The 12,360-nt window shown below is 63.2% G+C and carries 13 protein-coding genes; 6 read left to right on the forward strand and 7 right to left on the reverse strand.

All coding sequences use genetic code 11. The annotated features are described in order from the left end of the window. The first annotated feature begins 94 nt into the window (after window positions 1-94). The 3 genes from AC1ROT_RS15535 (at window position 95) to AC1ROT_RS15545 (ending at window position 884) form a co-directional block, all read left to right on the forward strand. Window positions 95-418, forward strand: a complete 324-nt coding sequence (locus AC1ROT_RS15535) for a BON domain-containing protein (RefSeq protein ID WP_492971667.1) — start codon at window positions 95-97, stop codon at window positions 416-418. Between the two features lie 19 nt (window positions 419-437). Then, window positions 438-641, forward strand: a complete 204-nt coding sequence (locus AC1ROT_RS15540) for a DUF3185 family protein (protein ID WP_492971666.1) — start codon at window positions 438-440, stop codon at window positions 639-641. Window positions 642-725: 84 nt separating this feature from the next. Then, window positions 726-884, forward strand: a complete 159-nt coding sequence (locus AC1ROT_RS15545; protein ID WP_492971665.1) for a DUF3309 family protein — start codon at window positions 726-728, stop codon at window positions 882-884. 44 nt (window positions 885-928) lie between these two features. Here AC1ROT_RS15545 and AC1ROT_RS15550 read toward each other — a convergent pair whose 3' ends face one another. The 4 genes from AC1ROT_RS15550 to AC1ROT_RS15565 form a co-directional block, all read right to left on the reverse strand. Further along, complete coding sequence (locus AC1ROT_RS15550) at window positions 929-1,258, reverse strand: chorismate mutase (protein ID WP_493000063.1); 330 nt, start codon at window positions 1,256-1,258, stop codon at window positions 929-931. A 65-nt stretch (window positions 1,259-1,323) separates the two neighbouring features. Continuing rightward, window positions 1,324-1,815 carry a P-loop NTPase family protein gene (locus tag AC1ROT_RS15555; RefSeq protein WP_493000065.1) on the reverse strand — a complete coding sequence of 164 codons (492 nt, stop codon included), beginning with the start codon at window positions 1,813-1,815 and terminating at the stop codon, window positions 1,324-1,326. Window positions 1,816-1,904: 89 nt separating this feature from the next. Next, on the reverse strand, window positions 1,905-3,119 hold the full coding sequence (hemA, locus tag AC1ROT_RS15560) for a 5-aminolevulinate synthase (protein WP_493000066.1): 1,215 nt from the start codon (window positions 3,117-3,119) through the stop codon (window positions 1,905-1,907). Window positions 3,120-3,323: 204 nt separating this feature from the next. Then, a complete protein-coding gene (locus AC1ROT_RS15565) occupies window positions 3,324-3,962 on the reverse strand; it encodes a flavin reductase family protein (RefSeq protein ID WP_493000067.1) in 639 nt (212 codons plus the stop codon). A 114-nt stretch (window positions 3,963-4,076) separates the two neighbouring features. On the opposite strand from AC1ROT_RS15565, the gene AC1ROT_RS15570 reads away from it, so the two are divergent. Then, complete coding sequence (locus tag AC1ROT_RS15570) at window positions 4,077-4,592, forward strand: response regulator (RefSeq protein ID WP_493000069.1); 516 nt, start codon at window positions 4,077-4,079, stop codon at window positions 4,590-4,592. Here the strand turns inward: AC1ROT_RS15570 and AC1ROT_RS15575 are convergent. The 3 genes from AC1ROT_RS15575 to AC1ROT_RS15585 all read right to left on the reverse strand — a co-directional run bounded on the left by AC1ROT_RS15575 (window position 4,589) and on the right by AC1ROT_RS15585 (window position 9,419). Beyond that, window positions 4,589-5,026 carry an Hpt domain-containing protein gene (locus AC1ROT_RS15575; RefSeq protein WP_492971659.1) on the reverse strand — a complete coding sequence of 146 codons (438 nt, stop codon included), beginning with the start codon at window positions 5,024-5,026 and terminating at the stop codon, window positions 4,589-4,591. The two genes, AC1ROT_RS15570 and AC1ROT_RS15575, sit on opposite strands and share 4 nt — an antisense overlap. Window positions 5,027-5,128: 102 nt before the next feature. Next, window positions 5,129-8,266: an efflux RND transporter permease subunit gene (locus tag AC1ROT_RS15580; protein WP_493000071.1), complete on the reverse strand. Its 3,138-nt coding sequence runs from the start codon at window positions 8,264-8,266 to the stop codon at window positions 5,129-5,131. A gap of 25 nt (window positions 8,267-8,291) precedes the next feature. Next, window positions 8,292-9,419, reverse strand: coding sequence for an efflux RND transporter periplasmic adaptor subunit (locus tag AC1ROT_RS15585; protein WP_493000073.1), 1,128 nt, complete (start codon window positions 9,417-9,419; stop codon window positions 8,292-8,294). Between the two features lie 223 nt (window positions 9,420-9,642). Here AC1ROT_RS15585 and AC1ROT_RS15590 point away from each other — a divergent pair, with 223 nt between their 5' ends. After that, on the forward strand, window positions 9,643-10,569 hold the full coding sequence (locus AC1ROT_RS15590) for a histone deacetylase family protein (RefSeq protein ID WP_493000075.1): 927 nt from the start codon (window positions 9,643-9,645) through the stop codon (window positions 10,567-10,569). 95 nt (window positions 10,570-10,664) lie between these two features. Beyond that, on the forward strand, window positions 10,665-12,347 hold the full coding sequence (ettA, locus tag AC1ROT_RS15595) for an energy-dependent translational throttle protein EttA (RefSeq protein ID WP_492971655.1): 1,683 nt from the start codon (window positions 10,665-10,667) through the stop codon (window positions 12,345-12,347). Window positions 12,348-12,360 lie beyond the last annotated feature (13 nt).

Raw genomic sequence — 12,360 nt, forward strand, 5'->3', positions numbered from 1 at the left:
GATGGCAATGCGATGCCATCAGGCGGAAAATCACACTTTCTATTTAAGACGACGAATTTCTAACCGCACCACTATTGGAGCAAAGGAAGACACCATGCTGAAGATTTCAGATTTCTCCCGCAGTCTCGCCGTCGTCATCATGTTGGGCGGCGCCGTCGCCGTTTCCGCCTGTTCCTCGACTCCCAAGCAGGAATCGACCGGAGAATATGTCGATTCGGCTGCGATCACCACCAAGGTGAAGGCTGAGCTTATCAAGGACCCGGTGACCAAGGCTTCGCAGATCAGCGTCGAGACCTTTAAGGACACCGTGCAGCTGAGCGGCTTCGTCGACACCTCGGCCTCCAAGACCCGCGCCGAGCAGATTGCCCGCAACGTGCAGGGCGTGCGCGGCGTGAAAAACGATCTGGTTGTGAAGTAAGGAGCGCGCCGTCATGCCGATGGGACGCGTCCTTGGCGCGGTGGCTCTGGTCGCCGGCCTGATCCTGCTGGGTTTCGGAATGAATGCGTCCGATGCCCCGATGGAGCAACTGAGTGAGACTTTCACCGGCCGCTACAGCGACCGAACGATGTGGTACCTGGTGGGGGGCGCTGCTGTCGCTTGTGGCGGCGCGGTACTCCTGCTCCTCGGCCGCAAGGCCTGAGAATAAAAACAACGCCGGATGGATGCTTCCGTCCGGCGTTTCTTTTTCAGTCGATCCTACTTTAAACATTTTGGAGGCGGCGCCATGAGTATCGGCACAATCCTGCTTATTATTCTGATCATTCTCCTTATCGGCGCGGTGCCGAGCTGGCCGCACAGCAGCAGCTGGGGCTATTACCCCAGTGGCGGTATCGGCCTGGTGCTGATCATCGTGATTGTGTTGCTGCTGATGGGGCGCATTTAGCGCATCGGGCAGTCCAGGACAGAAATGACGGCGCGTGGCGAAGGCTACGCGCCGTTTTCTTTTGTCCGGCTTTCCTGTGCGATGGCTTCGTGATGCCGGATCACTTCCCTGACGATGAAGGCCAGGAATTTCTCGGCGAAGTCGGGGTCGAGCCGGGCGTTCTCGGCCAACTGGCGCAGCCGGGCGATCTGCCGGGTTTCGCGGGCGGGATCGGCTGGCGGCAGCCTCTCGCGGGCCTTCAGCTGCCCGACCTGCTGGGTGCAGGCGAAACGTTCGGCCAGGAGGTGGATCAGCGCAGCATCGATGTTGTCGATGCTGTTGCGCAGGCGCTGCAATTCGGGATGCACGGGGTCGGAGGGCGTGTTTTCGGTCATGACAATGGTGTGGCTGACGGGCCACCATCATGCGGAGCGCGAGCGCCCGGTCAAGCCGCCGGCTTTCAGGTGGTGAAGAAGTCGAGTTTGTACATGTCAGGGGTGGCGGCGGATTCATCGCGGTCGACGCCGATCACCGTGACGTCCTGGCGCAGCGCCATGCCGGGCAGATGGGTGAGCAACTGGGAATAGGCGCTCTCCCCGCGGGAGGGACCGTCGAAGGCGACGCCGAGCGCGATCATGCGGCAGTCCACGCAATAGCCGGCCCGCATATAGTCATGCGGGGAGGCCAGATCGTTGAACAGGATGCCGGTGTTGTGGTCCTTGGCCGCCTGCAGGATCTGCGCCGTGGTCATGTCCTGGCCGTCCAGCCGGTGCGGCCGGTTGTAGGCCTTGAAGAAAGACACGGCCAGCAGCAGGGCAATCTTGGTCTTGCCGCCGCCCGCCGGGCCGGAAATGTAGACGAATTGCGGCACGGCCAGACGGGTCCGCAGGATGGTGACCTGCTGATCGGTAAAACCGAAACCGGCAATCGGATTGTAGGCCTTTTGTGACATGAGCCTGTCGTACCCGAGGGGTACTAACAGGGGTAGTGTCAGCGGAGGTTGAAATCCCGTAACCCTTTGAACCCGGGCCGCTTCGCCCGTCAGGCTGCCTGGCGGCGCAGGCCCAGGCGCTGCCAGACATCCTGCAGGGCCATGGTCAGGGCCTGCATCATGGCATCGGTATGAACCGGGGTGGGGGTGATGCGCAGCCGCTCGGTGCCGCGCGGCACGGTCGGGTAGTTGATCGGCTGGATATAAATCCCGTGATCGGCCAGCAGCATGTCGGACGCCGCCTTGCAGAGCGCGGCATCGCCCACCATCACCGGCACGATATGGCTCTGGTTGACCAGCACCGGCAGGCCGGCATTGACCAGCATCCGCCGCAGGGTGGCGGCGCGCTCCTGATGGCGGGCCCGCTCGACCCGGCTGCGTTTCAGGTAGCGTACGCTGGCGGCGGCGGCGGCGGCGATCGCCGGCGGCATGGCCGTCGAGAAAATGAAGCCCGGCGCATAGGACCGGACGGCATCGATCATGGTCTTGCTGCCGGCAATATAGCCGCCAACGACACCGAAGGCCTTGCCCAGCGTGCCCTGGATGATGTGCAGGCGATGCATGGCGTCATCGCGATCGGCTATGCCGCCGCCGCGATTGCCATAGAGGCCGACGGCATGCACCTCATCGAGGTATGTCATCGCGCCGTATCTGTCGGCCAGGTCGCAGATGGCATGGATGGGGGCGATATCGCCATCCATGGAGTAGACGCTTTCGAAAGCGATCAGCTTCGGTCGGTCGGCCGGCAGTTTCTGCAGCAGGTCTTCCAGATGGGCAACATCGTTATGGCGCCAGATCAGTTTTTCGGAGCCGGAATGACGAATGCCTTCGATCATGGAATTGTGGTTGTCGGCATCCGAGAGGATGACGCAGCCGGGCATCAGCTTCGCCAGCGTGGCCAGCGAGGTCTGGTTGGCGATATAGCCCGACATAAAGGCGAGTGCGGCCTGCTTGCCATGCAGGTCGGCCAGCTCGGCTTCGAGTTCGACGATCGCGTGGCTGTTGCCTGAAATGTTGCGGGTGCCACCGGCGCCGGCGCCGAATTCGGCGGCCGCCTTCTGCATCGCTTCGATCACCACAGGATTCTGGCCCATGGCAAGGTAATCGTTCGAGCACCACATGGTGATCTTGGCCGGGCCGACACCGCTGTGGTTGTCGGCCACAGGGAAGCTGCCGCAGTTGCGGGCCAGTTCGGTAAACACCCGATAGCGCTTTTCAGCGCGCAATGTCTCGACCGCCTGGCCGAAGAGGGCTTCGTAATCCATGGGGCTTGATGCCTGGTCGCGCCGGCATTGTGTGCCGGCAAATCGTTAGCTGGTGCCGGATATTAGCCTCCGGCCCGACCGGCTGGCTAGTGGGACCGGACCGCTGCGGGCGCGACGAGGGGTCGCAGGGACCCGCTCTCACGCCCAGTTGATGGTGCCTGCTGTGTTGTTGCGATGCGGTAGCATCGGCCTGATCGCAGGCGTCTATTTCGGCCGCACCATCCGGAATTTGGTTTCCGGCGTGGCCTCGAAATAGTCGGCCAGATAGCCCGAGCGCATGATCGGCCGCGCTGCGGCGGCATCGAACAGGCCATCCTTGATGAAGGCCTTGTTGATATGCACGCCCACCACCTGGCCCAGAGCCATCCAGGCGTCCAGCGGATTACCGTCCAGATCGTGCTGGCGGATCACCTGCAGCAGTTTGCATTCCAGCGCCGTCGGGCTCTCGGCGACCCGCGGTACGGAGACCTTGTGGCATGGCGCCGGCGTCAGGCCGGACAGCGCGAACTCATCCACATCGGACTCGACGCTAGCCGAGGTCTTGTTCATGGCGTCCGCCAGCGGCCGGGTTGCCAGATTGGCGACGAATTCGCCGGTGTCCTGGATGTTGCGGATGCTGTCTTTCCAGCCGGTGCTGCCGAAAGCGACAATCGGCGGCTTGTCATGAAAGGCATTGAAGTAGCTGTAGGGCGCGAGATTGACGCGGCCCTGGGCATCGCGCGAAGAAATCCAGCCGATCGGGCGCGGGCCAACGATGGCCTTGAAGGGGTCGTGGGCCAGGCCATGGCCTTTTGCCGGATCGTAGAAGTGCATCTCGGGAAGGGTGGTCAGTATGTTCGACATTTCCGCTCCGCTGCCCTGTGGCAGTCTGGTCAGGTTGCGCTATAGAGTGGTTCAAACCGCTGCCGCCGGCAATCGGCTGAGAGATGCGAACCTATATAGGTATGGCTGGCCTGCATGCCCTACGATTTGAGTCGCCTGGCTTTGCTGATTATCGAGCCAGACGAAACCATCGCCACCACCTGGCGCCGGTTGCTGACCGACCTGCGAATCCGTAAGGCCCATTTTGTGCTTGGCGCAACCCCGGCATGGACCCTGTTGTGCGGTGGCGCGGCGTCGGATGCCGCGTTCGACATCCTGATCGCGCGTTGGGAATTGCCCGGGGAGGATGGCCTGGCGCTGGTGAACAGACTGCGCCGCGATCCGGAGTCGCCGACTCCGTTTCTGCCGGCGATCATCGTGACGCAGACCATTACGCGGGAGCGGATTCGGCAAGCGTTGCAGGCTGGGGCCCATGAAATCCTGGTGCCGCCGCTGACCCCGAAAACCGTGGGCACGCGCCTGCGGGAAATTGTCGAGCGGCCCCGGAAGTTCGTTCGCAGCTCGGATTATTTCGGGCCGGATCGGCGACGTACCGTGCGCGCGGATTATGCCGGGCCGTTCAGGCGCGCCGAAGACAGGGCAAAGCCTTAAGCGAAGCTTTTCTGGGCGGCGCCTTTCAGCGCCTCGATGATCTCGGCGCCCAGTTCGCCAGCAGGGCCCTGGATGCGGTTATCGACCACCGTGCGCAGGGCAGCGACATGGGCGTCGATCACGTCGCGATCGACCTTGCCCTGCTCGATGGCGGTCTCGGCATAGCGACACAGCAACTGTCCGATATCGGTCACCAGTTGATAGCCAAATGTGCTGCCCTGGCCCTTGATGTCATGGGCGACCCCGTAGACATCGCGCAACGCCTGAGCATTGCTGCCATCGGTTACCCCGGCAATGGCATTGTCCAAGCGCTTCAGATCGTCGTTAACCCAGCCGATATACTGGTCCGACAGCCCGGCAACGGCCGCCTGGGCGCTGGCAACTGCAGTATCAAAGGCTTGATTTGACTGATCTTTTTTGGAAATCGGGACCATGGCGTGCCGGTAAGGGGTACGAGCGATTCTTATCCAGCTATAGGAAAGCCAGCGCCAGACCAAGTCTAGGTTATCAACCGGTAACCTGTCCTTACGGACAGGTTATTCGGCCGGCTCGACCTTGCCCCCATCGACATCGGGGCGCTGTTCCAGTTCGCTCAGCTTGCGGGCGATGAACCCCGCCGGCTTGGTGAAGCGGGCCAGCAGCATATAAAGCACCGGCACCACGAACAGACTGAGTAGCGTGGCAAAGGTCATGCCGCCGACGATCACCCAGCCCAGGGCGGCACGGGACTCGGCACCGGCGCCATGGGCCAGTGCCAGCGGAACCGCGCCGAAGATGGTGGCGATCGTGGTCATCAGGATGGGGCGCAGGCGTGCAATCGAGGCGTCCACGGCAGCGTCGTAGATATCGCGGCCTTCATCGCGCAGCTGATTGGCGAATTCCACGATCAGGATGCCGTTCTTGGCGATCAGTCCGACCAGCATGATGATGCCGATCTGGCTGTAGACGTTCAGCGTCTGCCCGGCGAGCAGTAGGCCGGCCAGGGCTCCGGTTACCGCCAGAGGCACCGACAGGATGATGATGATCGGGTGAATCCAGCTTTCGAACTGGCCCGCCAGCACCAGGAAGACGACGATCAGCGCCAGACCGAAAGTGATGAAGATTGCCGCGGAGGAATCCTTATATTCGCGGCTCTGGCCGGCATAGGAAATGCGCACCTCCGGCGGCAGCACCTCCGCTGCGGCGGCATCCAGATAGTCCAGCGCCTGCCCGAGCGTGTAGCCCGGTGCCGGCGAGGCTTCGATCATCACCGAGCGCAGGCGGTCGGTACGGATCAGTTCGCGCGCATTGGCGCCTTCCTTCAGGGTCACGAGGCTGGCCAGCGGCACCAGTTTGCCGCCGGTGTTGCTGCCGCGCACATAGATGTTGTTCATGTCGTTCGGCGTGACGCGCTGCTCCACCGGCGCCTGCACCAGCACCTTGTACTGCTTGCCGTCGCGCTGGAAGTTGGTGACCTCGCGCGAACCCAGCATGGTTTCCAGGGTGCGGCCGATGGTTTCAATCGGCACGCCCAGGTCGGCGGCGCGGTCGCGGTCGATCTGCACCTGGATTTCCGGGCGGGTCGGCTGGTAGTTCTTTTTCACGCCGAGCAGATTCGGGTTCTGCAGAGCCCGTTCGATCACGCGATCGGACCATTCGTCGAGCTGCGCATAGGTCGATCCGCCGAGAATGAAACGCACCGGCGTCTGCGCACCGGGCAGGCCCAGGCTGGGCGGATTGATGACGACAGCCCGCACACCGGTCTGCGACTGCAGTTGTTGGAAGACCTGACGGGCCACTTCCTGCTGCTTGACGTCGCGATCGCCCCAGTCGGCCATACGGACAACGATCATGCCGGAATTGACCGGCGAGGGACGACCGCCCCAGGCCGGCGCGACATTCGACTGCACGACGGTGACGGCACCCGACTTGATATGCTTTTCCAATGTCTGCTCGATCAGAACGACATTCTTGCGGGTGTAATCATAGGACGAGCCTTCCGGCCCCTCGATGATGACGAAGAAGGCGCCGCGATCCTCGATCGGGGCGAATTCGCGCGGCAGGGCCTTGAACATCAGGAAGGCGGCGATCGACACGACGACGCCGAGCGCCAGCACCACCACCGGCGCCCCCATCGACAGGCGCAGGAGGCGGCCGTAGCCGTTGCTCATGCCGACGAAGAACTTCTCCGTCACATGGTAGAACCAGCCTTCTTCCTTGGCGTCGTGCAGCAGCTTGGAGCACATCATCGGTGTCAGAGTGAGCGCGACGAAGCCGGAGAACAGCACGGCGGCCGCCACCGACATGCCGAATTCGCGGAACAGGCGGCCGGTATTGCCTTCCATCAGCGAGATCGGCACGAAGACGGCAATCAGCACCACCGTGGTGGCGATGACGGCGAAGCCGATCTGGCGGGCGCCGCGTAAGGATGCCAGCAGCGGCGGTTCGCCCAGCTCGATGCGGCGGTGAATGTTCTCCAGCACGACGATGGCGTCATCGACCACCAGGCCGATGGCCAGCACCAGCGCCAGCAGGGTCAGCACGTTGATCGAATAGCCGAGCGCGCCGATGACGATGAAAGAGCCGATTACCGATACCGGAATGGCGACGGCGGGAATCAGCGTGGCGCGCCAGGAGCGCAGGAACAGGAAGATCACGCCGATCACCAGCGCTAGCGCCACGGTCAGCGCATGGAACACTTCGTAGATCGACTGGCTGATGAATTTCGACTGGTCGTAGGTCACTTCCATGCGCACGCCGGTCGGCAGGCTGCCCTGCAGGCGCTCTACCGTGGCGGTGACGCCATTGGAAATGTCCATGGCATTGGCCTTGGACTGGCGGATGATGCCCAGGCCGATAGCGGTGACGCCATTGATGCGCTGTTCGGTGCGGTCGTCCTCGGCGCCAAGCTCGACCTTGGCGACCTCGCCCAGTCGCAGCAGGTAGCCGTCCTGCTCGCGCAGCACGACATTGCGGAACTGCGCGGCGGTGCGCAGGCCGGATTCGGCACGCACGGTGAATTCACGCATGTTGCTTTCGATGCGGCCGGACGGCAGCTCGACATTCTGGCGGCGGATGGCTTCTTCGATATCCTGCACGGTGACGTTGCGGGCCGCCATCGCCATGCGGTCGAGATAAACGCGCATGGAATAGCGCCGCGCGCCATAGATGTTCACCGAGGCAACGCCGTCGATGACCGACATCTGGTCGACCAGGAAACGGTCGGCATAGTCGGTCATTTCCAGCAGGCTGAGCCGGTCGCTGAACAGCGAGATGTAGATGATCGGCCGGGCGTCGGCTTCGGTCTTGGCGATGATCGGCTGGTCCGCCTCGTCGGGCAGCTTGGACAGGATGCGGCCGACCTTGTCGCGCACATCGTTGGCGGCGGCATCGACATTGCGCGACAGATTGAATTCGATGCTGATCGAGCTGGATTCCTCGCGGCTGGCGGAGGAGATCGAGCGGATGCCTTCGATGCCGGCCACCGAATCCTCGATCACCTGGGTGATCTTGCTTTCGATGATCTCGGCCGAGGCGCCGCGGTAGATGGTGGAGACATTCACTGCGGGCGGATCGATATCGGGATATTCGCGCACGGCCATGCCGCGCAGGGCGAACAGGCCGAAGATGATGAGCACGAGAGACATCACGGTCGCGAAGACCGGGCGCTTGATCGAAACGTCCGAGAGAACCATGGTTTGGGTCCTGTATCCTGCTAGGTCAGCTGGCGGATTTCTGAGCCGGGGCGCCGGTGCCGGAAACCGGCGGCGTGCTGCCCGGTGCATTGGTCTGGCGCACGCGCGAACCATCGCGCAGCTGCTGCAGCCCGGTGATGGCAATCTGATCGTCGGCATGCAGGCCGTTGGTGATCTGCGCCATGCCCGGAACACGCTGGCCGATGGTGACGCGGGTGCGGGTCGCCTTGCCGTCGCGGATGACGAAGACGAACTGCTCGCCGCCCTGTGCCAGCAGCGATTCTTCCGGCACCATCATGGCATCGGGCACCTTGCCCATGCTCAGCGCCACGGTCATGAACATGCCGGGTTTCAGGGTGTCGTCGGCATTGGGGATCTGGGCGCGCACGCGCACGGCGCGCGTCGTGGGATCGACGCGGCTGTCGATGGTGCTGACCACGCCGTTGAATTTCTTGCCCGGCATGGCCGATGCCTTGGCGCTCACCGTATTGCCGATGGCGATGCCGCTCAGCACGGTTTCCGGAATTTCGAATTCAAGCTTGATGACGCTGGTGTCGTCCAGCGTGGTGATCATGTCGCCCGGACGGACTAGGGCTCCGAGGCTGACGCGGCGCAGGCCGAGCTTGCCGGCGAAGGGTGCGCGGATCACGCTGTCGGAAAACTTGGCCTGTTCGGCGCGCAGGCGGCCTTCGGCGCCTTCATAGGCCTTGGACAGTTCATCCAGGCGGGCCTGCGCCACGGCCTTGCTTTCGATCAGCTGCTTGGCGCGGTCATAGGCCATCTTGGCCCCGTCACGGGCGGCGCGCAGGGCCGAAATATTGGCCGAGCTTTCCGCGGCTTCCAGTTCCACCAGGATGACGCCGGCCTTGACCAGCTGGCCTTCCTGGAAATTCAGGCGCTCGACCATGCCGCTGCTCTTGGCGGTGATGGCGACGGCTTCATTGGCCTGCGCGGTGCCGACAGCTTCAATCGTGCGGGTGATTTCCATGCGCCGAACCGGTACGGCTTCGACCGGAATCGCGGGGGTCGTAACGGCGGGCTTGGCGGCTGTCTGTTTGCCGCCGATAAAGGGCAGGCTGTCCCGATAGGTGTAGGCAAGCGCACCACTGGCGGCGAGCACGCCGACCACAATAACCTGACCCCAAAGCTTCATTGTCCTCTACCACCCTGTGCTATCCCCGAACCGACCCAGATCCCGCCCGTTTTCCCCCCGGAAAACACGATGCCTGTCAGGCTCGTTCGCAGCGGCCTACTGATTTCGGCAGTCGTATGATCTATTGTATACGGCGGTCTGCGCAAGGTCCTGCGTTTTCTGTTGAAATCCTTGTGTCAGGACCGGCCGGGGGAGGAGCCTAGTTAATGGTCAAGGTGGCGCTTTGGTAACCGGGCTGTTCACCCATGCGGCCTGCCTCACCCATGATACGGGAGATGGGCATCCGGAATGCGCGGAAAGGCTGCAGGCGGTCCTGGCCCGTCTTGAAGGGGAAGACTTCCTGTACCTGGATCGCCGGGAGGCCCCCCGGGCCACCCCGGAGCAGATCGCGAGGGTCCATCCCGGGCCCTATATCGACCGCATCCTGCAGGCCATTCCGGCCCAGGGCCTGGGCTTCATCGACGGGGATACCGTGGTGTCGCCGGGTTCGGGGAACGCCGCCTTTTACGCCGCCGGCGCTGTGGTTGCCGCTGTGGACGCCGTCATGCAGGGCGAGTTGCGCAACGCCTTTTGCGCCGTCCGCCCGCCCGGGCACCATGCCGAACCCGACCAGGCCATGGGCTTTTGCCTGTTCAACAATATCGCCATCGGCGCCCAGCATGCGCGCGCGCGCTGGGGGCTGAAGCGCGTCGCGGCCATCGATTTCGATGTTCACCATGGCAATGGCACGCAGGCGGCCTTTGCGGCAGATCCCGATCTCTTCTATGCCTCGACGCACCAGATGCCGCTCTATCCGGGCACGGGGGCGGCCCATGAACAGGGCGTGGCCGGCAACATCGTCAATGTGCCGCTGAGGCCTTATGCCGGCTCAGGCGAGTTTCGCACCGCCTTCGAGCGCATCCTGACGAAGCTTGAGGGCTTCGCGCCTGAACTTGTCCTGATCTCGGCCGGCTTCGATGCCCATATGAGCGATCCGCTGGCGCAGCTGCAATTCGGCGACCAGGACTATTACTGGGCGACCGAGCGGCTGATGCAGGTGGCGGAGAAAACGGCGCGGGGCCGGGTCGTTTCGGCGCTGGAAGGCGGTTATGACCTGCGGGCGCTGGCCAGCGCCACGGCGGCCCATGTGAAGGCCCTGATGGTGGCCTGAACCGCCTGTTATGCGGGGCTCCCGGGATTGCCCCGGCAGCCCCGTTTCTGTACAACTCGGCCGGATTTTTAGGCTTCCAACGCCCGGAGCGTGACATGGCGTCGTATCAGTACATCTACGTGATGAAGGACCTGGCCAAGACCTATCCGGGCGGCAAACAGGTCCTGAAGGGTATCTGGCTGAGCTTCCTGCCGGGCGCCAAGATCGGCGTGCTGGGCAACAACGGCGCCGGCAAGTCGACCCTGCTCAAGATCATGGCGGGCCTGGACAAGGAATTCACCGGCGAAGCCTGGGCGGCCGATGGCGTCAAGGTCGGCTACCTGCCGCAGGAGCCGCAGCTGGATGAGTCGAAGGACGTGCTGGGCAACGTGATGGAAGGCGTGGCCGAGACCAAGGCGCTGCTCGATCGCTTCGAGGAAGTCTCGATGAAGTTCGGCGAAGTGACCGATGACGACGAAATGAATGCACTGATCGCCGAACAGGCGGAGCTGCAGGAAAAGATCGACGCGGCAAATGCCTGGGACCTGCAGCGCGGTGTCGAAATCGCCATGGACGCGCTGCGTTGCCCGCCGGGCGAGGCCGATGTGAGCAAGCTGTCGGGCGGCGAAAAGCGCCGCGTGGCGCTGTGCCGCCTGCTGCTGTCCAAGCCCGACATGCTGCTGCTCGACGAGCCGACCAATCATCTGGATGCGGAATCGGTCGCCTGGCTCGAGCGCTTCCTGCACGAATACGAAGGCACCGTGGTGGCGATCACCCATGATCGCTACTTCCTCGACAATGTTGCCGGCTGGATTCTCGAACTCGATCGCGGTTCAGGCATTCCGTGGGAAGGCAATTACTCCTCCTGGCTGGAGCAGAAGGAAAAGCGCCTGGCCCAGGAAGGCAAGGAAGAGGATTCCCGCCGCAAGTCGCTGGCCCAGGAGCTGGAGTGGGTGCGTCAGAGCCCGCGTGCACGGCAGGCCAAATCGAAGGCCCGCCTCAAGGCCTATGAAGAGATGCTGCAGCAGCAGAATGACAAGGCTGCTGATGCCGTCTCCATCACCATTCCGCCAGGCCCGCGCCTGGGCAATGTGGTGATCGAGGCCGAGGGCCTGTCCAAGGGCTTCGGTGACCGCCTGCTGATCGACAATCTCGACTTCAAGCTGCCGCCGGGCGGCATCGTCGGCATCATCGGCCCGAACGGTGCCGGCAAGACCACGCTGTTCCGCATGCTCACCGGCGGCGAGCCGCCGGACAAGGGCGAGTTGCGCGTGGGTGAGTCCGTCAAGCTCGGCTATGTCGACCAGAGTCGCGACAGCCTGAATGACAAGAAGACCGTATGGGAAGAGGTTTCGGAAGGCAATGACATGATCACGCTGGGCAAGCGCGATGTGCCGAGCCGCGCCTACTGCTCGTGGTTCAACTTCAAGGGCGCTGACCAGCAGAAGAAGGTTGGCATGCTGTCGGGTGGTGAACGCAATCGCCTGCATCTGGCCAAGATGCTGAAGACCGGCGCCAATGTGCTGCTGCTCGACGAACCGACCAACGATCTGGACGTCGATACGCTGCGTGCGCTGGAAGAGGCGCTGGAATCCTTCGCCGGCTGCGCCATCGTCATCAGCCATGACCGCTGGTTCCTCGATCGCCTCGCCACCCACATCATGGCCTTCGAAGGCGACAGTCATGTCGAATGGTTCGAAGGCAACTACCAGGATTACGAGGCCGACAAGAAGCGCCGCCTCGGCGCCGATGCCGACCAGCCGCACCGTATCAAGTACAAGCCGCTCGAGCGGCGCTGAGCCTCACGCGCAG

The organism is Ferrovibrio sp. GW821-FHT12E11 (assembly GCF_058806975.1).

Coding starts and splice junctions, on each gene's coding strand:
- hemA (WP_493000066.1), bottom strand. CDS start 3,119: ATGGATTACGAAGCCCTCTTCGGCCAGGCGGTCGAGACATTGCGCGCT.
- AC1ROT_RS15545 (WP_492971665.1), top strand. CDS start 726: ATGAGTATCGGCACAATCCTGCTTATTATTCTGATCATTCTCCTTATC.
- AC1ROT_RS15540 (WP_492971666.1), top strand. CDS start 438: ATGGGACGCGTCCTTGGCGCGGTGGCTCTGGTCGCCGGCCTGATCCTG.
- AC1ROT_RS15535 (WP_492971667.1), top strand. CDS start 95: ATGCTGAAGATTTCAGATTTCTCCCGCAGTCTCGCCGTCGTCATCATG.
- AC1ROT_RS15555 (WP_493000065.1), bottom strand. CDS start 1,815: ATGTCACAAAAGGCCTACAATCCGATTGCCGGTTTCGGTTTTACCGAT.
- AC1ROT_RS15570 (WP_493000069.1), top strand. CDS start 4,077: ATGCCCTACGATTTGAGTCGCCTGGCTTTGCTGATTATCGAGCCAGAC.
- AC1ROT_RS15550 (WP_493000063.1), bottom strand. CDS start 1,258: ATGACCGAAAACACGCCCTCCGACCCCGTGCATCCCGAATTGCAGCGC.
- ettA (WP_492971655.1), top strand. CDS start 10,665: ATGGCGTCGTATCAGTACATCTACGTGATGAAGGACCTGGCCAAGACC.
- AC1ROT_RS15575 (WP_492971659.1), bottom strand. CDS start 5,026: ATGGTCCCGATTTCCAAAAAAGATCAGTCAAATCAAGCCTTTGATACT.
- AC1ROT_RS15585 (WP_493000073.1), bottom strand. CDS start 9,419: ATGAAGCTTTGGGGTCAGGTTATTGTGGTCGGCGTGCTCGCCGCCAGT.
- AC1ROT_RS15565 (WP_493000067.1), bottom strand. CDS start 3,962: ATGTCGAACATACTGACCACCCTTCCCGAGATGCACTTCTACGATCCG.
- AC1ROT_RS15580 (WP_493000071.1), bottom strand. CDS start 8,266: ATGGTTCTCTCGGACGTTTCGATCAAGCGCCCGGTCTTCGCGACCGTG.